This window comes from Salmonella sp. SAL04202, assembly GCF_046550775.1.
GTDB classification, from domain to species: domain Bacteria; phylum Pseudomonadota; class Gammaproteobacteria; order Enterobacterales; family Enterobacteriaceae; genus Salmonella; species Salmonella enterica.
Map to the genome: position 1 here is coordinate 167,186 of NZ_JBGDXK010000001.1, position 23,777 is coordinate 190,962.

Sequence of the window (23,777 nt, forward strand, 5' to 3'; positions counted from 1 at the left end):
CGCGGCAAAGATCGTCATGATAAATGCAATCTGGTATAGACCAAAGGTAAATAACATGACTTCGCGTAACTATCTGCTGCTGACTCCTGGCCCACTCACCACCTCTCGCACCGTGAAAGAAGCGATGTTGTTCGATAGCTGTACCTGGGATGATGATTACAATATCGGCGTGGTGGAACAGATCCGCCAGCAGCTGACCGCACTGGCAACGGCCTCCGAAGGCTACACCTCCGTACTACTGCAAGGCAGCGGTAGCTATGCTGTGGAAGCCGTACTGGGCAGCGCATTGGGGCCGCAGGATAAGGTGCTGATCGTCAGCAACGGTGCATACGGCGCACGAATGGTCGAGATGGCCGGCCTTATGGGTATCGCCCATCACGCTTACGACTGCGGCGAAGTTGCGCGCCCGGACGTGCAGGCGATCGACGCGATCCTCAACGCCGACCCGACGATCAGCCATATCGCCATGGTGCATAGCGAAACGACCACCGGGATGCTCAACCCCATTGATGAGGTGGGCGCTCTGGCGCATCGCTATGGCAAAACCTACATCGTTGACGCCATGAGCAGCTTCGGCGGCATCCCCATGGATATTGCAGCATTACACATCGACTATCTGATCAGCTCCGCCAATAAATGCATTCAGGGCGTGCCGGGTTTTGCCTTCGTGATTGCCCGCGAGCAAAAACTGGCCGCGTGCAAAGGGCATTCCCGCTCGCTGTCGTTAGATCTCTACGCCCAGTGGCGTTGCATGGAGGATAACCACGGCAAATGGCGTTTTACTTCGCCCACTCATACCGTCCTCGCGTTTGCCCAGGCGTTGAAAGAGCTGGCGGAAGAAGGTGGCGTGGCGGCACGTCATCAACGCTATCAGCAAAATCAGCGCAGCCTGGTGGCCGGAATGCGGGCGCTGGGCTTTAACACGCTGCTGGATGACGAACTTCACTCGCCCATTATCACCGCCTTTTATTCACCGGAAGACCCGCAGTATCGCTTTAGCAAATTTTATCGCCGCCTCAAAGAGCAGGGCTTTGTTATCTATCCTGGCAAAGTGTCGCAAAGCGACTGCTTTCGCATCGGCAACATTGGCGAAGTATATGCCGCCGATATCACTGCCCTGCTGACCGCCATTCGTACCGCCATGTACTGGACGAAATAAGGAACCATGATGAACCGTATTCACGCTGTTATTCTCGACTGGGCGGGCACCACCGTCGATTTTGGCTCCTTCGCGCCGACGCAAATTTTCGTTGAGGCGTTCCGTCAGGCATTTGATGTGGAGATCACCCTCGCCGAAGCACGCGTGCCAATGGGGCTGGGTAAATGGCAACACATTGAAGCGCTGGGAAAATTACCTGCTGTTGACGCGCGCTGGCAGGCAAAGTTTGGCCGCCCCATGAACGCAGCAGATATTGATGCCATCTATGCCGCCTTCATGCCGTTACAGATTGCTAAAGTTGTCGATTTTTCTTCTCCTATTGCCGGAGTTATCGACACGATCGCGGCGCTACGAGCCGAGGGCATTAAGATAGGCTCCTGCTCCGGTTACCCACGAGCGGTGATGGAGCGCCTGGTCCCCGCCGCCGCCGGGCATGGCTATTGTCCGGATCATTGGGTGGCAACGGACGACCTGGCCGCGGGTGGCCGCCCGGGGCCGTGGATGGCGCTGCAAAACGTGATTGCGCTGGGCATTGATGCGGTCGCGCACTGTGTGAAGGTAGATGATGCCGCGCCGGGCATTAGCGAGGGGCTTAACGCGGGGATGTGGACGGTGGGGCTGGCGGTATCGGGTAACGAATTCGGCGCAACATGGGACGCCTATCAGACTATGTCGAAAGAGGACGTTGCGGTCCGCCGCGAGCACGCGGCCAGCAAGCTGTACGCCGCCGGGGCGCATTACGTGGTGGATTCACTGGCGGATTTACCTGGGGTGATTGCGCATATTAATGCGCGTCTGGCGCAGGGCGAACGCCCGTAAAATAACTGCCGGATGGCGCTGCCGCTTATTCGGCCTACAGACTGTACCGTTTTGTAGGCCGGATAAGGTGTTTACGCCGCCATCCGGCAATCATTCTTATTCGTAGTAGTTATAAATCCCCGCCGCCATCACCAGTTGCGAAGCCACTTCATGCGCTTTTTCACGACCAACCAACAGGTCGATGATTTTCAAACCAAAATCGATAGCGGTACCCGGTCCCTGGCTGGTTAATAATTTTACCCGCGCATCCCACACCACACGCTTATCCTGCCACTGTTCGGCGGGGATCTTATCTTTCAGCGCCGGAAAACCGGTCATATTGCCGATAGGGAAGATATCGTGCGGCACGAGCACTGTAGCGGCTGCGGCGCAAATGGCTGCGACAATGCGCCCGGAGCGGTGAAACTGTTTTACGGTTTCGACCAGCAACGGGCTGTCGCGAAAGCACTCGGCGCCTTTAATTCCGCCGGGCAACACGATGATGTCATAATCGCCGTCGGCAACTTCAACCAGCGGCGCATCCGCCAGTAGCTTCACGCCGCGCGAGCAGACAATCGTCAGGTTGCCATCGCTGGCGACGCTGGCGGTAGTGACGTGGATTCCGCCGCGAACCAGCAGATCGATAGTGGTGACCGCTTCGGTCTCTTCACTACCAGGGGCGAGGCATACCAGTGCCTGAGCGCTCATACTCACTCTCCTTTCGCTTTACCATTTCAAACAGGCGGCTATTTTCCGGAACGGCGAGACCGTGCACGCGGGCGCGCTTGAGTAAATAACCGGTGATGTAGTCAATTTCGGTATGGCGCATGGCACGCACGTCCTGCAACATGGATGAGATGTTTTCTGCCGTACTGTCAATCACTTGCTCAACATAATAGCGTAAATCGTCTGCCGATGTGTGGTAGCCTTCACGTTCAATCACGGCGGCGACCTCTTCGCAAATTGCGTTAATTTCATCAGTATGATGGCGCAGCTCGCCGTTCGGGCAGTTCCAAAGCGCGGTGAGCGGGTTGATAACACAGTTGACCGCCAGTTTGCGCCACATCTCTGCGCGGATATTGTTATGCCAGGCGACATCGGGCAGTACCCCCTGCAGGATATCGGCGAGATAACTGTAATCGCCGTCTTGCTCGCGTGCCGGGCCAATATGTGTAGTACCGTTAGCGACATGAATAATGATATTACCGTCGCGGCGCGCAGCATGGGTGATAGTCCCCATCAACATCGGCTGTTGGATATTTTGCAGTTCTTCTATGGTTCCCATTCCATTATGAATGAGCAGGATAGGCGACGTCACCGGTAGGGTTGACGCCAGTGTTCGTACTGCGTCGGAAACCTGCCACGCTTTCAGCGTGACTAACAACAGTTCGCTCTTCGCCAAAAAATCCGGATCGTTTGCCGTCAGTGATTCGTTGAAAAAGGAACCATCGGTATCGATCAGATTTACGCTGCAATAAGGTTGTGGCACCCGTAGCCAGCCCTGTACGTCATGTCCGTGTTTGCACAGTGCCGAAAGCCAAAGTTGTCCTAAGGCTCCGCATCCCAGTACAGTAATTTTCATTGTTCCTCCTCACCTGCAACAGCGCCAGGTGTTATGGCGCTAATTATAGCGTCATCAGCTAAGCTTCTCGTTAAGCCTCGTTGCAGGTATTATGCAACGCAACGAAAATGAAGGGAGAAGAAAAGATGCCATCTTTCGATATTGTTTCTGAAGTTGATCTGCAGGAAGCGCGTAACGGCGTGGATAACGCGGTTCGCGAGGTTGAGTCTCGTTTTGACTTTCGTGGCGTAGAGGCGACTATTGAACTGAACGATGCCAATAAAACCATCAAGGTGCTGAGCGAGTCCGATTTCCAGGTCAATCAGTTGCTCGATATTCTGCGCGCCAAGCTGCTTAAACGCGGTATTGAAGGCGCTTCGCTGGATGTACCGGACGAGTTCGTGCATAGCGGTAAAACCTGGTATGTGGAAGCGAAGCTGAAGCAGGGCATTGAAAGCGCCGTGCAGAAGAAAATCGTCAAGCTGATTAAAGACAGCAAACTGAAGGTGCAGGCGCAAATTCAGGGGGAAGAGATTCGCGTGACGGGCAAATCACGTGACGATCTGCAATCGGTAATGGCGCTGGTTCGCGGCGGCGATTTGGGCCAGCCGTTCCAGTTCAAAAACTTCCGCGATTAAGTTGTTATGCCGGATAGAGCCTCTCCGCCATCCGGCAATGCAGTATTCATCCTTTGCTGATAATCTGTTCAACTTCAAAGCGATTGGTCACTTTGCTGTCGATTTTGACGTAAGCGGAATGCTCTTCCGCCACGATCAGCGCTTCGCTTACGCCTTTCATTGCCAACAGTCGCTGTTTTAGCCTGTCGTCAGCAACGATATCCGCTGGAATTTCCACGCGCAGGCTGCTGACATAGGGCGGCTCTTTCATGGTACTTGCCACCGCCAGCCATACCATCGCCAGTACGGCCCCGGCAAGGAAAACGGTTTGCCCATCAAACGTGCCGTCTATCCAGCCGCCCAGCGAACCGCCAAGCGCCACGCCAAGAAACTGACTGGTAGAATAGACGCCCATCGCCGTTCCTTTATACCCCGCGGGCGATTCTTTGCTAATCAGCGAAGGCAGCAGCGCCTCCATCAGATTAAAGGCGAGGAAAAAGAGTTGTACGCCAATCACCAGCTCCCAGAAATGTTGGCCCGCTCCCCACAACACGATTTCTGCGACGACAATGAGTCCCACGCAGAACAGGAATACCTGCTTCATCCGCCGTTTGACTTCAGCATAGATAATAAAAGGCACGACGGCGGCAAAGGCGATCACCATGGTTGCCAGATACACCTTCCAGTGTTCGGCGGCAGGGAAACCAGCATCGGCAAGCTGGCCGGGCAGGGCGACAAAGGTGGACATCAATAAAATATGCAGACACATAATGCCGAAATTGAGCTTGAGCAGCCTCGGCTCCGCCAGCACTTTACTGAAGCTGCCTTTGACCATCCCGGATTCGCGATTCAGCACATGGTTAGTACTGTTGGGAACCACCCAGATCGTCAGAAGAATGCCCAGAGTGGCGAGGGCGGCGATCATCCAGAACAACGCGTTCAATCCCAGACTATGGGTAACGATCGGCCCTAATACCATCGCAATCGCGAAGGTGATACCAAAGCTGACGCCGATAAACGCCATCGCTTTGGTACGGTTTTGCTCTCGGGTGAGATCAGACAGAAGCGCCATGACGGCGGCGGCAATAGCACCGGACCCTTGTAGCGCTCGCCCCAGAATAATGCCCCAGATTGAGTGAGAGAGCGCGGCAATGACGCTACCCGCGACAAATACCGCCAGTCCGCCGACAATCAGCGGCTTACGGCCAATGCGGTCGGACAGCAGCCCAAAGGGAATTTGAAAGATAGCCTGCGCCAGCCCGTAAATGCCGATCGCAATGCCGATTAATGCTTCGCTGGCGCCCTGTAGCGCCATACCGTATGTGGTCAGTACTGGTAGAACCATAAACATACCCAGCATACGCAACGAAAAGACGGTCCCTAAACCCCATGTGGCGCGCAGCTCCCCTGGCGTCATTTTATAATCGTTCATTGCCACCTCTGTATAAAAGCTGGGAGTAGTGTAGTGCGGGGAGTGTGTCGGGTAAATAGAGGGTTAATTAGCAAATATTATGTTTTTGAAACAGTTGAGCTAAAAAAGAGATAAATTGTTAACACGATAGGGGCGATCGGGAGAGCCAGCATAGCCTTGTGCTCATTCATATTCCGATCTCCTTGAGCTGTAGTGGCTATCTGAGCCATATCAGTATAGTGTAGCGGTTAGCCACGGCCTTCAGGCTGTGTGCGCTGTTGCTCCCTGTTGCAATAGCAGAACTCGTCAAGCCAGACTGTCAGCGAACCGCGCTGCCTGAGTGTGGCTGGCCGGTGGGTGATTTTAAACTTTTGCTTTGCCATAGGAACCCGATTCTGAAACGACTGCAATGATCAGATTCGTCCATCTTCTGATAATTTGATTTATTCAACAACGCCGAGACTGATAGCAAACTTTCTGCGTGATGGCGCGCGTTTATCAGGCAGAAGGTTCGTCAGCAGTCGCATTTATTATATTATTCAAGGAGTGAATTCGTTATGGAAATTAAATATTTATCATTATGTATTTTGGTGGGTATTTTATTTGTTAGCCAGGTAAATGCTTCAGAGAACAACGGTAAAGATGATGTAAAATATGCTGCGCTTACCCAGAAGGATCTTGATGCTTTGCCTGTGGAAAAAAGAGCTTCGGTTCTGGATGAACTGGGGTTTATTCATGAATACGGCCTTGGTGTGCCGATGAATCGCGAACAGGCGTTGCAGTATTACAAGCAGGCCTGTGAACTTGGCGGTAACTATGGTTGCTATAATGTGAAGTATGCTTATCAGTATGGCGACGGAGTGGCGAAAGATAGCGCTCAGGCCAATAAGTATGCTAAGAAAATGAATCTGGATAATTTATTGATTGAGCAAGACTATATCGATAAGTTTTCGCAAGAAATTTACGCGGCAAAAGCATTGGCCGATACGGATAAATCGCAGCGGCCAGAATTTATTAATGCACTATTTAATCTTCTAAATAATAGGCCAGAGAGCGATGCGCTTTTTTTTAGTCGTATCGGATTTAATCAGGAAAAAACGTTCCGCCTTGCTACGCTATGGGTACAGGACGGCGATCCACAAATGGATTATCAACTGGGGTTACTCACCCTTAATGATTTCTCTGGTCATTATGTGGATGAGCCTTATAAGGCCAGGCCAGCCTCGTTGAAATGGTTTCGCGCCGCCGCGGAAAAAGGCGTCGTTGAGGCCCAATCTCTCTTGGGGGGTATTTATTCGGGGGGAGAGGGCGATGAGTGGGGAATTAAGCCAGACATTCAGGAAGCACAAAAATGGTATGGGCAGGCGGCTGAGCAGGGTGACAGCGATGCACAGATTGCGCTAGGTAAAATCTATTATTCTGGCGCAACAGGGCGCACTGATTACGCTAAAGCGCTGGCATTATTTACGCAGGTTGAAAATGATGGTACTAATTCGCGCTCAACGATGCCGTTGAGTTGGATGTATTATAACGGTTTAGGTACTGCACCTGATTGTGATAAAGCCTGGTCGTATTACAAGAAAGCATCTCGATATGTAGGTAAGAAGGTTGAGGAAAAAATATTTTTAAGTAAATGCGCAGCGGATATTCAGAGTCGAAAAAACAACGCGGATGCTTTACCCAAAGTAACCCTAAAAAAAGAGAGGATTTTCTCTCGCGGGATAACGGCTAAACCGAAAGAATGTGCATTAATTTTTCAGATTGGCACAGATAAAATCCGTAACATGGCGAATTTGCATATTACGCTTGAGCTGAAAAATGATGATGGAATGGCAACTGAGGAAACGTTAATGATTCCGCCATTCGGTTTGAATACTCTGGGGATAGATATGCAAAATCATGATGTTGATCCTCTCGTTACCCCATACGATCTCCCGCTGTATACGCAAGATTTTTGTCACGGGATCGGCGATATCCATTTTACGCTGAAATCCGCTACGGCAACGATTAACGGTAAGAATGTCGATTTACTGAAAGCTGACAGTGTGCGCTTTTTAGATAAAGAATAAGGGAATGAAAAATGATAAAACGGAAATGGAATCTTTTGCTTCTGCTTGGGCTTTCTTTCGCATCGGTATGCCAGGCAGGTGATGATATTGACGCGTTGTATAGCCGTATTGCGCAGAAAGATGTTCAGGCGCTAAATGAGCTAAAGGCGTTAGCCAAAGATAATAACGCTCAAGCGCTGGCGGAGTTGGGGTTTATTTATGAGTACGGCGTTGCTGTGCCGAAAGATACGATACAGGCTATCAAGTATTATGAGCAGGCTTGTCATGTTGAAGAACCCTATGGCTGCTACAACGCTCGTTATTTTTATCTGCATGGCCTGGGGGTGATGCAGGATGACGTTTTGGCAAAAGAGCTTGCGGGTAAAACCAGTAAAGCAGACATCGATACTGATGCGCAGACGGTGACGCGCCTGATAGCCGACGAAATAGATACGGCAAAGCAAGCCGCGGAAAGCGATATTACTCAGCGTTCCCGGTTTATTGAAACATTACGCCAGTATGCCAGCGGCGGGAGCGCGATGGCCGCGCTCATCACACGCCTGGGTTATTCAAAGGCGGATATCCTGCACCTTGCGGAGCTGTGGGCGCAGGAGAGAGACCCTGAACTTAACTTTATCGTTGGTAGCCTCTATGACTCTGGTTTTGTTGAGGTCGGCGATAAAGAGGCGCGTTCGTTGCAATGGTTCCGCAAGGCTGCTGAATTGGGCCAGGCTGATGCGCAGAATATACTCGGTTACTTCTACTTGAATGGAAAACGAGGGATTAAGCGCGATCTGCAGAAGGGGGTGCAGTGGTACGAGTTGGCGGCTGCGCAGGGTAATGCCGATGCGCTCATAAATCTTGGTGAGATCTATTACTCCGGGACGCAGGTTCCGCTTGATTACGCTCGGGCGTTTGAATTCTTTGATCGGGCGGCGAAGATGGGCAAGTCTCGCGCTTTAAACTATCTTGCCTGGATGTATACCAACGGTCAGTTTGTCGACACGGATTGCCGGAAGGCAGCGGAGTTGTTTGCTCAGGGGCGAACAAGTTTTGCAGACGATCCCCATTTTCAGGTGACCTGCGAAAAAGACCGACAGGCCCGCGCTGAAGCTGTGGCAATGCGTGAAAAGAATTTGCCGAAGTTAACCTTCAATCGTGATCGTGTTTTCGGTGCGAGCCAGGGCAGCGGCTATGCATGCGAGCTGGAGTTTGTCGTCAAAACGGACAGAATCAGCAGTATAGAGAATTTACGCGTCTCACTGGCGCTGAAAAATAAGGCCGGGGCGATGTCACAGCAGGTTATCGCATTTGAGCCTTTTGGGCTAAATACGCAGGACCGCAATTTACAAGGGTATAAGTCTGATACGCTACGTGAATCGACATTACAACCTATCTATCAGCCGGAATTTTGCGATGTTGATAGCTATAGTGTGACTGCTGTGACGGGAATGGTTAACGGTAAAGAGATGGATATGCTTAAGGCAGGCGTTTTTCTGTAACTGCGAGCGAAAATAATGGCGTATCAAGCGATACGCCATCAAAAGTCTTACCAGACGTAAGTCAGCAGATTCTGCGAATTCGGCACCATAAAATCAACGGACATCATGATACTCAGCGCGGTAATCGCAATGATAGAGAAGCCGAACAGCTTGCGCGCCCAGACCTTATCATCTTCCACTTTGTAACCGCGTAGCGCCATGCCGAGCCACCAAACGCTGACCGCCGCGGCGACCACCAGGTATTTGTAACCAGCATAACCGCCCAACGTGAGCATTAGCGTTGCAACGGCAAACGCAATGATGTATAGCGTGATGTGGTTTTTAGCGACTGAGATTCCTTTTACCACCGGCAGAACCGGGATATTGGCCGCCTGATAGTCCTTAAAGCGGAAAATGGCGATGGCGTAAGAGTGCGGCATCTGCCAGAGGCTGAAAATAGCCAACAGAATCGCCGCGCCGCTGTCAAAGTCGCCCGTTACGGCGCAGTAGCCAATCACCGGCGGCGCTGCGCCGGAGAGAGAACCAATCAGCGTGCCGTAAACGGAGTGACGCTTCATGTACAAGCTGTACACGCCAACGTAGACCACGAAGCCCATTACCCCCAGCCAGCAGGCCAGAGGATTGGCGCCAAACCACAACAGCATAAAGCCAGCAATACCCAGCAGGGTGGCGTATACCAGCGAGACGCCAGGAGAAATCAGGCCTTTGACCAGCACCCGATTCTTGGTCCTTTCCATCTTCCTGTCGATATCCCTGTCGATGTAGTTGTTAAATACACAACCCGACGCCACAACCAGTGACACCCCGACCAGCGTATAAATGAACAGGGGATAGTCAATGCTGCCCTTTGAGGCCAGCAGAAATCCCCCGATCACCGAGATCAGGTTGCCAAAGATGATGCCTGGTTTCGTTACTTGCAGGTATTGCTTAAACATCATACTCGCCGCTCTTAGTGCATCATCATGTTGTAGTTGAGGTTCCACATAATCCAGATGGAGCCCACAACCAGGATGGCGATGATCAGCACGGTAAAGATGAAGGCCGTCATGTTCCAGCCTTCATCAGATTTGGTGTTCATGTGCAGGAAACACACCAGATGCACCAAAATCTGCACCACTGCCATTGCCAGGATAGATCCCAGAATAACGGCCGGAGAGGCAGCGCCGGTCATCACCATCCAGAATGGAATAACCGTCAGGATGACCGACAGGATAAAGCCGGTCATGTACGTTTTTACGCTGCCGTGGGATGCGCCGCCGCTCTCGGTAGAATGACTCATTACATCGCCCCCATCAGATAAACAACAGTGAATACGCAAATCCAAATCACATCCAGGAAGTGCCAGAACAGGCTCAGGCACATGATGCGGGTACGGTTAGTGCTGGTCAGACCGCGACGGGCAACTTGCACCATCAGCACCGCCATCCAGATCAAACCGGAAGTGACGTGCAGACCGTGCGTGCCGACCAGCGCGAAGAACGCAGACAGGAAGCCGCTGCGATCCGGGCCCATACCGTTAACAATCAGGTGATGGAATTCATAGAGTTCCATCCCGATAAATCCGGCACCGAACAAGAAGGTCAACGCCAGCCAGGAGATAACCTGGCTCTTGTTGTTCTTGTGCATGGCGATCGCCGCCATGCCGTAGGTAATGGAGCTAAATAACAGCAGGAAGGTTTCAACCAGAACGAACGGCAGTTCGAAAATGTCCTTACCTGTCGGGCCGCCAGCGGTGCCGTTCACCAGAACGGCATAGGTAGCAAACAGAATAGAGAACAGAATACAGTCGCTCATCAGGTAGACCCAAAATCCGAAGATTTTGTTCTGGCCTGCGTCATGGTGCCCGTGTTCGTGCGCGTGGGCAGTCGCGTGCGTTAAAGTATCAGTTGCCATTTTTCAGCCCTGCCTTAGTAATCTCATCGAAATGCTGGTTTTCCAGTTTTTCGACTTCCGGGACCGGCACGTAGTAATCCACATCTTCATCAAAGCTTTTTACAATCCAGCTGATGATCATGCCTGCGAAACCCACTATCGCCAGCCACCAGATATGCCAGATCATGGCGAAGCCAAATACCGTCGCGAAGGCGGCGATAACAATACCGGCACCGCTATTTTTCGGCATATGAATCTCTTCATACTGTCCAGGCTGTTGGTACGCTTCGCCTTTTTCTTTCATTTCCCAGAAGGCGTCACGTTCGTGAACGTGCGGCACAACGGCAAAGTTATAGAACGGCGGCGGAGACGAGGTTGACCACTCCAGCGTACGGCCACCCCATGGGTCGCCGGTCAGATCGCGGTTCTGATCGCGGTCGCGAATAGAAACGAAGATCTGAATCAGTTGGCACAGGATACCCAGCGCAATCAGCGCGGCGCCGGCGGCGGCAACCATCAGCATCGTATGGAACTGCGGATCAATTTGCTGGCTGAGGCGACGGGTCATGCCCATGAAGCCCAGTACGTACAGCGGCATAAAGGCTACAAAGAAACCGATAATCCAGAACCAGAAGGCGCGTTTACCCCAGGTTTCGTTCAGCTTGAAGCCAAACGCCTTCGGCCACCAGTAGGTCATACCCGCGAAGCAGCCAAACACCACGCCGCCGATGATCACGTTATGGAAGTGCGCAATCAGGAACAGACTGTTGTGCAGGACGAAGTCCGCGCCCGGTACCGCCAGCAGCACGCCGGTCATACCGCCGACCGAGAAGGTCACGATAAAGCCGATGGTCCACATCATTGCGGAATGGAAGACGATACGGCCCTGATACATGGTGAACAACCAGTTGAAGATCTTCACCCCGGTCGGGATGGCGATAATCATGGTGGTGATACCGAAGAAGGCGTTAACGTTCGCGCCTGCGCCCATCGTGAAGAAGTGGTGCAGCCAAACGATAAACGACAGTACGGTAATACAGACGGTCGCCCAAACCAGCGAGGTATAGCCGAACAGACGTTTACGCGAGAAGGTCGCTGCGATTTCGGAGAATACCCCGAAGACCGGCAGAATCAGAATGTACACCTCCGGATGGCCCCAGGCCCAAATCAGGTTGATGTACATCATCATGTTGCCGCCCATATCGTTGGTAAAGAAATGGGTGCCCAGATAGCGATCCAGGGTCAGCAACGCGACGGTAACCGTCAGAATCGGGAAAGAGGCGATGATCAGTACGTTGGCGCACAAAGAGGCCCAGGTAAAGACCGGCATCTTGAACATTGTCATACCCGGCGCACGCATCTTCAGGATCGTCACGAAGAAGTTGATACCGGTTAACGTCGTACCAATACCCGAGAGTTGCAACGCCCATATCCAGTAATCGACCCCGACGCTGGGACTGTACTCTATTCCCGATAGCGGCGGATAAGCCAGCCACCCTGTCTGCGCGAATTCACCCACGCCCAGCGAGAGGTTAACCAGGATAACGCCGACAACGGTGAACCAGAAGCTCAGGTTGTTCAGGAAAGGGAACGCAACGTCGCGCGCGCCGATCTGCAGCGGAACCACCAGGTTCATCAGACCGATAACGAAGGGCATCGCCACGAAGAAGATCATGATTACGCCGTGAGCGGTAAAGATCTGATCGTAGTGGTGCGGCGGTAGAAAACCCGCTTCGCCGGCGGAGGCAAGCGCCTGCTGGCTACGCATCATGATGGCATCGGCGAAACCACGTAACAGCATCACAATCGCGACGATGATATACATGATGCCGAGGCGTTTATGGTCAACCGACGTTAACCACTCTTTCCATAGGTAGGTCCACTTACCGAAGTAAGTAATCGCTGCCAGTATCGCCAGTCCCCCGACGATAATTGCAGCGATCGTTACCATGACGATAGGTTCATGGAACGGTACTGCATCCAGTGATAATTTTCCGAACATCTTATCTTCCTCAACCCTTGGAGTTGGCGGATTCCGCGTGGCTCATGTCCATACCTTCCATTCCTTCATGCGAGCTGTGCTCACCTTCAGGTTGGGTCATGTCCATGCTCTTACCGTGGTCCATGAATTTGTTAATAACGTCCTTGAACAAATCTGGTTTCACGCTGGAGAAATATTCCACCTTGTTGTACTCGCTTGGCATAGCCACTTTCTCGAACGCCGCCATATCATTCATGGTGTTCGGAGACTGCTTCGCTTTTGCGACCCATTGGTCGAATTCTGCGCGGTCTTTGGTGGCGATAGCTTTAAACTTCATACCAGAGAAGCCCGGGCCGCTATAGCTGGCGGAGATGCCATCGTAGGTTCCGGGTTCGTTGGCGATCAGATGCAAACGTGTTTGCATACCGGCCATGGCATAAATCTGGCTACCCAGACGCGGGATAAAGAAGGAGTTCATCACGGAGTTGGAGGTCACTTTGAAATAAACCGGCGTGTTCGCCGGGAAGGCGATCTCGTTGACGGTGGCGATACCCTGCTCCGGATAGATGAAGAACCATTTCCAGTCCATGGAAACCACTTCGATGGTGATCGGTTTTTCGTCATGCGCCAGCGGCTTGCTTGGTTCAAGCGCGTGCGTGGTTTTCCAGGTCAGTACGGCAAGGAAAATGATGATTAAGATAGGCACCGTCCAGACCACGGCTTCCACTTTATTGGAGTGTGACCAGTTCGGGCTATACTTCGCATCCTTATTACTCGCACGATACTTCCAGGCAAAACCAACAGCCATCAAGATGGCGGGAATAACGACGATCAACATCAGGCCAAATGCCGTCAGTATCAGCGAACGTTGCTCCAGTCCAATCTGTCCTTTGGGATCCAGCAGCGCAGAATTACAGCCACTGAGTAATGCAGTGCCTGCAATTAATGACAACCATCCCAAACTTTTATTGTATTTCCTGAGTCTCATTTAACGACCTCAATTCCACGGGACCTGGTGGCGTTTAAAGTGTAGGGGCATTTTACGGTAAGGTTACATTACTGTAAACATGATTGGTTCTGTGTTACCAAGTTCTGCCGCGCATGTCACATATGTTGCCAAGTATGTCGAAATAACTTTAAGACACTGTTGAAACTTTGCGTTATAACGGATGAGGTCTGTAAGTGGGATGTTGAGGGATAATTGGTATAACCAATGTAAAAATAAAACAATTACTTAACAATTTATTATCAATAAAAGGACAATCAACGGCAGAAATTTAAATTTAATCGGCTGAATCGTGTAAAGAAAATAGGTAGCGTAGAAATTACCAATAATTTCCAAAATTCTGTTGCGCACAAAAAGACAAATATATTTTTTATCAATTGATGGTTATTTAGCCGTTATAATTCCGGGTCGTTATTACAACGGCAAATAATGTTTTAGAGCAGGCGTGTTTTTCGTAGCGCCAGGTAGTCCAGCAACCCGCCAAAGACAATGCCGCACACGGCAATCGCTACCGCAGTCTCAAGCAATCCGGACAGGAATGAGAAGTTAGTGTAATCCAACGCGTTCATGGTCAGCAGGAGTACCCATACCGCCAGCAAAGCGACGCCCGCGAGCAGGATTGAAAGCGCGAAATTGTAGGCGCCACGGTATTGCGTGCGGGGAATGAAACGCTCGCTCTGCCAGCTATATTCCAGCGTTTGCCGACAGACCAGCAACAGTAACAGCCCGGGAACGGCGGCAACAACCGAGAAGAGGTAGAATGTCGGCCAGCCGTGCGCTTCAACGAACCAGCCCGCCACAGGACCAACATAAACGCGGCCTACTGCGGAGAGAGCCGACAGTAGGGCAAACTGTGTTGCGGAAAACGACTTATTACATAGCGTCATTAATAAGGCGACAAAGGCGGCAGTACCCATCCCGCCGCACAGATTTTCGAAAAAGACCGCCGCGCCCATGCTGAACATGTTTTTATCGGTAATGGAGAGCAACCAGTAACCGGCGTTGGACGCGCCTTGCAAAATGCCGAAAATCAGCAGCGCGCGAAACAGCGAAAGACGCTGCATTAATATGCCGCCGTATAACGCGCCGACGATCGTCGCCAGCAGGCCCAGCGTTTTATTGACCACGCCGACTTCGCCGGCGTCAAAGCCGACGCCGCGAATCAAAAAGGTGGTGGTCAGGCTCATGGCGAAGGCGTCACCCAGTTTATAAAGCACAATGAGCAGTAAAATCAGCCAGGCGTTATTACGGCCAAAGAAATCGCGTAGCGGCGCGACGACGGCCTGTTCCAGCGATTTCGGGGAGGGGATAGTATCGGTCGGTTCCGGCGCCAGTAAGGTGGCGATAATGCAGGGGATCAGCAATGCCGCCATCAGCCAGTACATGCCCTGCCAGCCGAGCCAGCGATCGGCCAGCCATAGCGCCAGTCCGCCGGAAACCAGCATCCCCAACCGGTAGCCAAGCACGCTGATTGCCGCGCCAGCGCCGCGTTCTTCTGCGGGTAAAACATCGGTTTTCCAGGCGTCGAACACGATATCCTGCGAGGCGGAGCAAAAAGCAATCACCACCGCCAGCGCCGCCATCCAGCGTAGCTGCGTGCCGGGTTCAAGAAATCCCATCGCCGCAATCGCCGCCAGTAATAACAGTTGGGTGGCGAGTAACCAACCGCGACGACGACCTAAAAAAGGCGGCGTGTAGCGGTCCATCAGCGGGGACCAGAGAAACTTAAACACATAGGCCTGACCAACCAGCGAGAAGAAGCCAATCGTTTTAAGATCGATATTCTCGACGGTCATCCACGCCTGTAGCGTACCGGAGGTGAGCGCCAGCGGGAGGCCAGAGGCAAAACCCAATATCAGCAGAATGGCTGAACGCGGTTGCTGGAAAATACGTAAATATTGACTTGACATAGGCATCTACAGACCCGGCTTCTGCCGGGTCTTGTTGTTGCTATTAACGGGCATTTTGCTTGATAAAATCGTGAATACTGGTGTCCTGAGACATATCAGCAATGGTATCGGTCAGAACGCTATTCACTGCGTCGGCAATATTCTGGTTAGAGGCCTGGAACGCCCCTTCAATAGAGTAGTTGGCGCGATAGTTTTTGGTCATCTTGCTGCCATTTGCCGCGGTCGCAATAATCGCGATATCCGCTTTGGTCGCGATGTTGTAGCGCACGCTGCCCTGGGAAACATCAGCATACAGTTGGTTAACAATAATCTGCAGATTAACCGCGCCGTTAGGCCCGATCATATAGCCCCGTGCCGTCATCTGTTTTTCCAGGACTTCTTGTAACAGGAAGCGTAAATCGCGGGAGGCGGTTAACGTTACCAGCTGGTTGTTACGCGTGACTTTCGCTAACGCTTGATCCTGGCGTTGGTCCGCGCCGGTAATGCTAACGGTGACGCCCATCAGGCTCGGGTCCTGCTGTGGCAAGGTGATCTTCGGCGCGACGTCAATGGTCGTCGGCGGTGTGGCGCATCCTGCCAGCATAAACAGAGCGACTAACGGAAAGAGAAGTTTTTTTAACATATTCAGGCTCTCAATGACGCTTAAAACGTGATAGGTAAAAATTCCCGCCATCATAACACCGCTAACGGCGAGGGGAAGTGGTCAACGCAGGTAAATTCGTCGTAATGTCCGATTTGGTATTGATAACGGCGCGAGCGGGGATTTTGAGCGCTAAAAGAATGATTAAGGCAGTAAACTTCATACGTTTGGCTGAAATAATCAGACGAAAGCTAAATTTTTGTTGTCATGCTGTAATGGAAACGGTAAAAGCGGCTAGTATTTAAAGGGATGGGTGACATCACAGCGTTGTCGGAGGAGATTTTCATGATGATACGTGAGCAAATAGAAGAAAAATTAAGGACAGCGTTCGACCCCGTGTTTCTCGAAGTTGTGGATGAAAGCTATCGTCACAATGTTCCAGCAGGATCGGAAAGCCATTTTAAGGTCGTGCTGGTGAGCGATCGCTTTACAGGCGAACGTTTTCTGAATCGTCATCGGATGATTTACGGTACGTTAACGGCGGAACTTTCCACAACCGTACATGCGCTGGCACTGCATACTTATACCCTCAAAGAATGGGAAGGATTGCAGGATACTATCTTCGCGTCGCCTCCTTGTCGCGGCGCGGGAAGCATCGCGTAGCAAAACGGATTTGCAACTACCTCCGCTTTTCCAGTATGTTGCTACAGAATTATGTGAAAACGGCCTGCGGGCCGTTTTGTTTTGTCTGAATTTTGAGCGTGTCGTACAGTATTCAGACAAAAATTAGCCGAGAATTGTGAAAACCGCCGCAGCATCGCACAATCACCGTTCTCGACTCACAAAAGTGATGCCGCTATAATGCGCCGTCTTATATATGAACGTCTTCGGGATGATTCTGACGACAGGGAATGTGATTGATTATGAGAACATCCCGGTTCCGCGAAGCAAATAGCACGTGCTTGCGGAGTAGAGTTGACCGAGCACTGTGATTTTTTGAGGTAACAAGATGCAAGTTTCAGTTGAAACCACTCAGGGCCTTGGCCGCCGTGTAACGATTACAATCGCTGCTGACAGCATCGAGACCGCTGTAAAAAGCGAGCTGGTCAACGTAGCGAAAAAAGTACGTATTGACGGCTTCCGTAAAGGCAAAGTACCGATGAATATCGTCGCTCAGCGTTATGGCGCTTCTGTTCGCCAGGACGTGCTGGGCGATCTGATGAGCCGCAACTTCGTTGACGCGATCATCAAAGAAAAAATTAACCCGGCAGGCGCGCCGAACTATGTTCCGGGCGAATACAAAGTGGGTGAAGACTTCACTTACTCCGTCGAGTTTGAAGTCTATCCGGAAGTTGAGCTGACCGGACTCGAGTCCATCGAAGTTGAAAAACCGGTTGTTGAAGTCACCGACGCTGACGTTGATGTGATGCTGGACACCCTGCGTAAGCAGCAGGCGACCTGGAAAGAAAAAGACGGCGCTGCTGATGCGGAAGACCGCGTGACCATCGACTTCACCGGCTCTGTAGACGGCGAAGAGTTCGAAGGCGGCAAAGCGACCGATTTCGTTCTGGCGATGGGCCAGGGTCGTATGATTCCGGGCTTTGAAGACGGCGTTAAAGGCCACAAAGCTGGCGAAGAGTTCACTATCGATGTGACCTTCCCGGAAGAGTACCACGCTGAAAACCTGAAAGGTAAAGCGGCTAAGTTCGTTATCAACCTGAAGAAAGTTGAAGAACGCGAACTGCCGGAACTGACCGAAGAATTCATCAAACGTTTCGGCGTTGAAGATGGTTCCGTAGCCGGTCTGCGCGCTGAAGTACGTAAAAACATGGAACGCGAGCTGAAAGGCGCGGTGCGTAACCGCGTTAAGTCTCAGGCGATCGAAGGTCTGGTAAAAGCTAACGACATCGACGTACCGTCTGCGCTGATCGACAGCGAAATCGACGTTCTGCGTCGTCAGGCTGCGCAGCGTTTTGGTGGTAACGAGAAACAGGCTCTGGAGCTGCCGCGCGAACTGTTCGAAGAACAGGCTAAGCGTCGAGTAGTTGTCGGTCTGCTGCTCGGCGAAGTCATTCGTACCAACGAGCTGAAAGCGGACGAAGAACGCGTTAAAGGCCTGATCGAAGAGATGGCGTCTGCTTACGAAGATCCGAAAGAAGTGATTGAGTTCTACAGCAAAAATAAAGAGCTGATGGACAATATGCGTAACGTCGCTCTGGAAGAACAGGCTGTTGAAGCGGTTCTGGCAAAAGCGAAAGTGTCTGAAAAAGCCACTTCCTTCAATGAGCTGATGAACCAGCAGGCGTAATTTTTCGCGTTAAAAGCACGAAATTTGCACAAAAACCCGTCACCTTTCAGTGACGGGTTTTTTTTGTCACGCATTTTGCATGGTAAGGGTGCGAAAACCGCGTTTCAGTGTTAGCGTTAGAGCAAAAGATTGTTATGCTTGAATTATGGCGATGCCGTACCCATTACAGAGGGACTGGCTGATAATCCGTCCATCAGGTTACAATCAGTACAGCAGGTTTTTTCAATTTTTATCCAGGAGACGGAAATGTCATACAGCGGAGAACGAGATAATTTGGCCCCTCATATGGCGCTGGTGCCGATGGTCATTGAACAGACCTCACGCGGTGAGCGCTCTTTTGATATCTATTCTCGTCTACTTAAGGAACGCGTCATATTTCTGACCGGCCAGGTCGAAGACCATATGGCTAACCTGATCGTGGCGCAGATGCTGTTCCTGGAAGCGGAAAACCCGGAAAAAGATATCTATCTGTACATTAATTCTCCTGGCGGCGTAATTACTGCGGGGATGTCCATCTATGACACCATGCAGTTTATTAAGCCAGACGTCAGCACCATTTGTATGGGACAGGCGGCCTCTATGGGGGCGTTTCTGCTGACTGCCGGGGCGAAAGGCAAACGTTTCTGCTTGCCGAACTCTCGCGTCATGATCCACCAGCCGCTGGGCGGCTACCAGGGCCAGGCGACGGATATTGAAATTCACGCCCGCGAAATTTTGAAAGTAAAAGGGCGCATGAATGAACTTATGGCGCATCATACGGGTCAATCTCTTGAGCAGATTGAACGTGATACTGAGCGCGATCGCTTCCTCTCCGCGCCTGAAGCGGTAGAGTACGGTTTGGTTGACTCAATTTTGACCCATCGTAATTGATGCCCTGGACGCAAGTGTGCCGCTATACACTTCATCCTTCACGCTACCTCGGTGTTGGCTGCCAGCGCGCCTCCCGGTGACTTACTTATGTAAGCGCCTGCGGAGTCGCCGAGTTGCCGCCTTGATGTAGCTCGAATGATTTTGTGTATATACTAATGAAGGGCGGCACAACGCTGATTAGCGGCTTGCGCCTGAGAATGGCATTTGCGTCGTCGTGTGCGGCACAAAGAACAAAGAAGAGGTTTTGACTCATGACAGATAAACGCAAAGATGGCTCGGGCAAATTGTTGTACTGCTCTTTTTGCGGCAAAAGCCAGCATGAAGTGCGCAAGCTGATTGCCGGTCCATCCGTGTATATCTGCGACGAATGCGTCGATTTATGTAACGACATTATTCGCGAAGAAATTAAAGAAGTTGCTCCGCACCGTGAACGTAGTGCGCTGCCGACGCCGCATGAAATTCGTACCCACCTGGACGATTACGTTATCGGCCAGGAGCAGGCGAAAAAAGTGCTGGCGGTGGCGGTCTATAACCACTACAAGCGTCTGCGTAACGGCGATACCAGCAATGGCGTCGAGTTAGGCAAAAGCAACATTCTGCTGATTGGACCGACCGGTTCCGGTAAAACGCTGCTGGCGGAAACGCTGGCGCGCTTGCTGGATGTGCCGTTCACTATGGCGGATGCGACCACGCTAACCGAAGCGGGTTACGTTGGTGAAGACGTCGAGAATATCATTCAGAAACTGTTGCAGAAATGCGACTACGACGTGCAAAAAGCGCAGCGTGGGATTGTCTACATTGATGAAATCGATAAGATTTCGCGTAAATCAGACAATCCGTCCATTACCCGCGATGTTTCCGGCGAAGGCGTACAGCAGGCGTTGCTGAAACTGATCGAAGGCACCGTCGCCGCGGTTCCACCGCAGGGCGGTCGCAAACATCCGCAGCAGGAGTTCTTACAGGTAGATACCTCTAAGATTCTGTTTATCTGCGGCGGCGCGTTTGCCGGTCTGGATAAAGTGATCGCTAACCGTGTTGAAACCGGCTCCGGCATTGGTTTTGGCGCGACGGTGAAAGCGAAGTCCGACAAAGCCAGCGAAGGCGAGCTGTTGTCGCAGGTTGAACCGGAAGATTTGATCAAATTTGGTCTGATTCCTGAGTTTATCGGTCGTCTGCCAGTGGTAGCGACGCTGAACGAACTCAGCGAAGAAGCGCTGATTCAAATCCTGAAAGAGCCGAAAAATGCGCTGACCAAGCAGTATCAGGCGCTGTTTAACCTGGAAGGCGTCGATCTGGAATTCCGTGACGAAGCGCTGGACGCTATCGCCAGGAAAGCAATGGCGCGTAAAACCGGTGCCCGTGGTCTGCGTTCTATCGTCGAAGCAGCGCTGCTGGATACCATGTACGATTTGCCATCTATGGAAGACGTCGAAAAAGTGGTGATCGACGAGTCCGTTATTGCCGGTCAGAGTAAGCCGTTGCTGATTTACGGCAAACCGGAAGCGCAGGCTTCTGGCGAATAATTAAACATTCATACAATCAGTTAGCCAAAAAAGGGGGGATTTTATCTCCCCTTTCGTTTTTCCTGTAAACACGCCGTTGAATGTGTGGGAAACATCCCCATATACTGACGTACATGTTATAGGTGGTATGGAGCACAGCTATACTATCTGATTACCTGGCGGACACTAAACTAAGAGAGAGCTCTATGAATCCTGAGCGTTCTGAACGCATTGAAATCCCCGTATTGCCCTTGCGCGATGTGGTGGTTTATCCGCACATGGTCATACCCTTATTTGTAGGGCGGGAAAAATCTATCCGTTGTCTGGAAGCGGCTATGGACCATGATAAAAAAATCATGCTGGTCGCCCAGAAGGAAGCATCAACGGATGAGCCGGGTGTAAACGATCTTTTCACCGTCGGGACCGTGGCCTCTATTTTGCAGATGTTGAAACTGCCTGACGGCACCGTAAAAGTGCTGGTCGAGGGGTTACAGCGCGCGCGTATTTCCGCGCTGTCTGACAACGGCGAACATTTCTCCGCGAAGGCGGAGTACCTTGATTCGCCAGCCATTGATGAGCGAGAACAAGAAGTGCTGGTGCGTACCGCTATCAGCCAGTTCGAAGGCTACATCAAGCTGAACAAAAAAATTCCGCCGGAAGTGCTGACGTCACTCAATAGCATTGACGACCCTGCACGTCTGGCTGACACCATCGCCGCGCATATGCCGCTGAAACTGGCGGATAAACAGTCCGTACTGGAGATGTCCGACGTTAACGAACGTCTGGAATATCTGATGGCGATGATGGAATCTGAAATTGATCTGCTGCAGGTTGAGAAACGCATTCGCAACCGCGTGAAAAAGCAGATGGAGAAATCCCAGCGCGAGTACTATCTGAACGAGCAAATGAAAGCGATTCAGAAAGAGCTTGGCGAGATGGACGACGCGCCGGACGAAAACGAAGCGCTGAAGCGTAAGATCGACGCGGCGAAAATGCCGAAAGAGGCGAAAGAGAAAGCGGAAGCGGAACTGCAGAAGCTGAAAATGATGTCTCCGATGTCGGCGGAAGCGACCGTGGTGCGCGGCTACATCGACTGGATGGTGCAGGTGCCGTGGAATGCGCGTAGCAAGGTCAAAAAAGACCTGCGTCAGGCGCAGGAAATCCTCGATACTGACCATTATGGTCTGGAGCGCGTGAAAGACCGCATCCTTGAGTATCTCGCGGTTCAAAGCCGTGTAAATAAAATCAAGGGGCCGATCCTGTGTCTGGTGGGGCCGCCGGGGGTAGGTAAAACCTCGTTGGGCCAGTCCATCGCTAAAGCAACAGGGCGTAAATACATCCGTATGGCGCTGGGCGGCGTGCGTGATGAAGCGGAAATCCGCGGTCATCGCCGGACTTACATTGGCTCTATGCCGGGTAAACTGATCCAAAAAATGGCCAAAGTGGGGGTTAAAAACCCACTGTTCCTGCTCGATGAGATCGACAAAATGTCTTCTGACATGCGCGGCGATCCGGCTTCCGCCCTGCTGGAAGTGCTGGATCCGGAGCAGAACGTGGCGTTCAGCGATCATTACCTGGAAGTGGATTACGATCTCAGCGATGTGATGTTTGTCGCCACTTCCAACTCCATGAACATTCCGGCGCCGCTGCTGGATCGTATGGAGGTGATCCGTCTGTCCGGTTATACCGAAGACGAGAAGCTGAATATTGCTAAACGTCACCTGCTGCCGAAGCAGATCGAGCGTAACGCGCTGAAGAAAGGCGAACTGACGGTCGACGATAGCGCGATTATCGGTATTATCCGCTATTACACGCGTGAAGCGGGCGTTCGTAGTCTGGAGCGTGAAATCTCCAAACTGTGCCGCAAAGCGGTTAAACAACTGTTGCTCGATAAGTCGTTAAAACATATCGAAATTAACGGTGATAATCTGCACGACTACCTCGGTGTCCAGCGCTTTGATTATGGCCGCGCGGATAGCGAAAACCGCGTAGGTCAGGTGACAGGGCTGGCGTGGACGGAAGTGGGCGGCGATCTGTTGACCATCGAAACCGCCTGCGTCCCGGGCAAAGGCAAGTTGACCTACACCGGCTCGCTCGGTGAAGTGATGCAGGAATCTATTCAGGCGGCGCTGACCGTGGTGCGCGCGCGCGCGGAAAAACTGGGTATTAATCCGGACTTTTACGAAAAACGCGATATCCACGTTCACGTGCCGGAAGGCGCAACGCCGAAAGACGGTCCAAGCGCCGGTATCGCGATGTGTACCGCGCTGGTTTCCTGCCTGACCGGTAATCCGGTGCGCGCAGATGTGGCAATGACCGGTGAGATCACGCTGCGTGGTCAGGTGTTGCCGATCGGCGGCCTGAAAGAAAAACTGTTGGCGGCGCATCGCGGCGGGATTAAAACGGTCTTAATTCCATTCGAAAATAAACGTGACCTGGAGGAGATTCCGGACAACGTGATTGCCGATCTGGATATTCACCCGGTTAAGCGCATTGAGGAAGTTCTGACGCTTGCTCTGCAAAACGAACCGTCTGGAATGCAGGTTGTAACCGCAAAATAGTGACCTCGCGCAAATAGCGCTAATAAAAACAGGGCTGGCAGGCTATTTCGGACTTGCCAGCCTTTTTTTGTATAGCTAATTTAGATGGTTG

At 51.8% G+C, this 23,777-nt stretch carries 20 protein-coding genes and 2 pseudogenes; 11 read left to right on the top strand and 11 right to left on the bottom strand.

All coding sequences use genetic code 11. The annotated features are described in order from the left end of the window. Positions 1-55: 55 nt before the first annotated feature. The 3 genes and pseudogenes from phnW to ACLJQJ_RS00860 all read left to right on the top strand — a co-directional run. Positions 56-1,159, top strand: coding sequence for a 2-aminoethylphosphonate--pyruvate transaminase (gene phnW, locus ACLJQJ_RS00850; protein WP_063808884.1), 1,104 nt, complete (start codon positions 56-58; stop codon positions 1,157-1,159). Between the two features lie 9 nt (positions 1,160-1,168). Then, positions 1,169-1,978: a phosphonoacetaldehyde hydrolase gene (phnX, locus tag ACLJQJ_RS00855; protein ID WP_063808883.1), complete on the top strand. Its 810-nt coding sequence runs from the start codon at positions 1,169-1,171 to the stop codon at positions 1,976-1,978. Positions 1,979-1,983: 5 nt separating this feature from the next. Beyond that, a pseudogene (locus tag ACLJQJ_RS00860) lies at positions 1,984-2,066 on the top strand (hypothetical protein); the annotation flags it as partial. Between the two features lie 8 nt (positions 2,067-2,074). Here the strand turns inward: ACLJQJ_RS00860 and yajL are convergent. Both yajL and panE read right to left on the bottom strand, forming a co-directional pair. Continuing rightward, positions 2,075-2,665: a protein deglycase YajL gene (gene yajL / locus ACLJQJ_RS00865; RefSeq protein ID WP_001275809.1), complete on the bottom strand. Its 591-nt coding sequence runs from the start codon at positions 2,663-2,665 to the stop codon at positions 2,075-2,077. Further along, positions 2,628-3,539 (bottom strand): 2-dehydropantoate 2-reductase, encoded by a 912-nt coding sequence (gene panE / locus ACLJQJ_RS00870; protein WP_000705816.1) that lies wholly within the window; start codon positions 3,537-3,539, stop codon positions 2,628-2,630. The genes yajL and panE overlap by 38 nt, the downstream gene beginning before the upstream one ends. A 125-nt stretch (positions 3,540-3,664) precedes the next feature. On the opposite strand from panE, the gene ACLJQJ_RS00875 reads away from it, so the two are divergent. Then, positions 3,665-4,156, top strand: coding sequence for a YajQ family cyclic di-GMP-binding protein (locus tag ACLJQJ_RS00875; RefSeq protein ID WP_001138913.1), 492 nt, complete (start codon positions 3,665-3,667; stop codon positions 4,154-4,156). A 46-nt stretch (positions 4,157-4,202) separates the two neighbouring features. Here ACLJQJ_RS00875 and ACLJQJ_RS00880 read toward each other — a convergent pair whose 3' ends face one another. Next, positions 4,203-5,567 (bottom strand): MFS transporter, encoded by a 1,365-nt coding sequence (locus tag ACLJQJ_RS00880; RefSeq protein ID WP_063808882.1) that lies wholly within the window; start codon positions 5,565-5,567, stop codon positions 4,203-4,205. Between the two features lie 230 nt (positions 5,568-5,797). Beyond that, positions 5,798-5,929 (bottom strand): annotated as a pseudogene (locus ACLJQJ_RS00885) (IS5/IS1182 family transposase); the annotation flags it as partial. Between the two features lie 174 nt (positions 5,930-6,103). Here ACLJQJ_RS00885 and ACLJQJ_RS00890 point away from each other — a divergent pair. Together ACLJQJ_RS00890 and ACLJQJ_RS00895 are read left to right on the top strand one after the other, a co-directional pair. Then, a complete protein-coding gene (locus tag ACLJQJ_RS00890) occupies positions 6,104-7,615 on the top strand; it encodes an SEL1-like repeat protein (protein WP_063808881.1) in 1,512 nt (503 codons plus the stop codon). Between the two features lie 11 nt (positions 7,616-7,626). Beyond that, on the top strand, positions 7,627-9,096 hold the full coding sequence (locus ACLJQJ_RS00895; RefSeq protein WP_063808880.1) for a tetratricopeptide repeat protein: 1,470 nt from the start codon (positions 7,627-7,629) through the stop codon (positions 9,094-9,096). A gap of 47 nt (positions 9,097-9,143) precedes the next feature. On the opposite strand, the gene cyoE is transcribed toward ACLJQJ_RS00895, so the two are convergent. The 7 genes from cyoE to ACLJQJ_RS00930 form a co-directional block, all read right to left on the bottom strand. After that, the gene (gene cyoE / locus ACLJQJ_RS00900; RefSeq protein ID WP_000971352.1) at positions 9,144-10,034 is read right to left on the bottom strand and encodes a heme o synthase; all 891 of its coding nucleotides are present in this window, start codon (positions 10,032-10,034) and stop codon (positions 9,144-9,146) included. 11 nt (positions 10,035-10,045) lie between these two features. Next, positions 10,046-10,375, bottom strand: coding sequence for a cytochrome o ubiquinol oxidase subunit IV (locus ACLJQJ_RS00905; RefSeq protein ID WP_000019878.1), 330 nt, complete (start codon positions 10,373-10,375; stop codon positions 10,046-10,048). Continuing rightward, a complete protein-coding gene (locus ACLJQJ_RS00910; protein WP_000179833.1) occupies positions 10,375-10,989 on the bottom strand; it encodes a cytochrome o ubiquinol oxidase subunit III in 615 nt (204 codons plus the stop codon). The genes ACLJQJ_RS00905 and ACLJQJ_RS00910 overlap by 1 nt, the downstream gene beginning before the upstream one ends. Continuing rightward, entirely contained in the window at positions 10,979-12,970 is a 1,992-nt protein-coding gene (cyoB, locus tag ACLJQJ_RS00915; RefSeq protein WP_000467158.1) for a cytochrome o ubiquinol oxidase subunit I, read from the bottom strand. The genes ACLJQJ_RS00910 and cyoB overlap by 11 nt, the downstream gene beginning before the upstream one ends. 10 nt (positions 12,971-12,980) lie before the next feature. Further along, positions 12,981-13,937, bottom strand: coding sequence for a cytochrome o ubiquinol oxidase subunit II (gene cyoA, locus ACLJQJ_RS00920; RefSeq protein WP_001239448.1), 957 nt, complete (start codon positions 13,935-13,937; stop codon positions 12,981-12,983). 452 nt (positions 13,938-14,389) lie between these two features. Further along, the gene (gene ampG, locus ACLJQJ_RS00925; protein ID WP_000098478.1) at positions 14,390-15,865 is read right to left on the bottom strand and encodes a muropeptide MFS transporter AmpG; all 1,476 of its coding nucleotides are present in this window, start codon (positions 15,863-15,865) and stop codon (positions 14,390-14,392) included. Between the two features lie 43 nt (positions 15,866-15,908). Next, entirely contained in the window at positions 15,909-16,487 is a 579-nt protein-coding gene (locus tag ACLJQJ_RS00930) for a lipoprotein (protein WP_001537832.1), read from the bottom strand. Positions 16,488-16,790: 303 nt separating this feature from the next. Here ACLJQJ_RS00930 and bolA point away from each other — a divergent pair, with 303 nt between their 5' ends. The 5 genes from bolA to lon all read left to right on the top strand — a co-directional run bounded on the left by bolA (position 16,791) and on the right by lon (position 23,686). Next, the gene (gene bolA / locus ACLJQJ_RS00935) at positions 16,791-17,108 is read left to right on the top strand and encodes a transcriptional regulator BolA (protein ID WP_000973433.1); all 318 of its coding nucleotides are present in this window, start codon (positions 16,791-16,793) and stop codon (positions 17,106-17,108) included. Between the two features lie 346 nt (positions 17,109-17,454). After that, the gene (gene tig, locus ACLJQJ_RS00940) at positions 17,455-18,753 is read left to right on the top strand and encodes a trigger factor (protein ID WP_001198406.1); all 1,299 of its coding nucleotides are present in this window, start codon (positions 17,455-17,457) and stop codon (positions 18,751-18,753) included. 246 nt (positions 18,754-18,999) lie between these two features. Further along, positions 19,000-19,623, top strand: coding sequence for an ATP-dependent Clp endopeptidase proteolytic subunit ClpP (gene clpP / locus ACLJQJ_RS00945; protein WP_000122257.1), 624 nt, complete (start codon positions 19,000-19,002; stop codon positions 19,621-19,623). 251 nt (positions 19,624-19,874) lie between these two features. Next, positions 19,875-21,146, top strand: a complete 1,272-nt coding sequence (gene clpX, locus ACLJQJ_RS00950; protein ID WP_000130314.1) for an ATP-dependent protease ATP-binding subunit ClpX — start codon at positions 19,875-19,877, stop codon at positions 21,144-21,146. A 185-nt stretch (positions 21,147-21,331) separates the two neighbouring features. Further along, a complete protein-coding gene (lon, locus tag ACLJQJ_RS00955; RefSeq protein ID WP_001067723.1) occupies positions 21,332-23,686 on the top strand; it encodes an endopeptidase La in 2,355 nt (784 codons plus the stop codon). Positions 23,687-23,777: the final 91 nt, after the last annotated feature.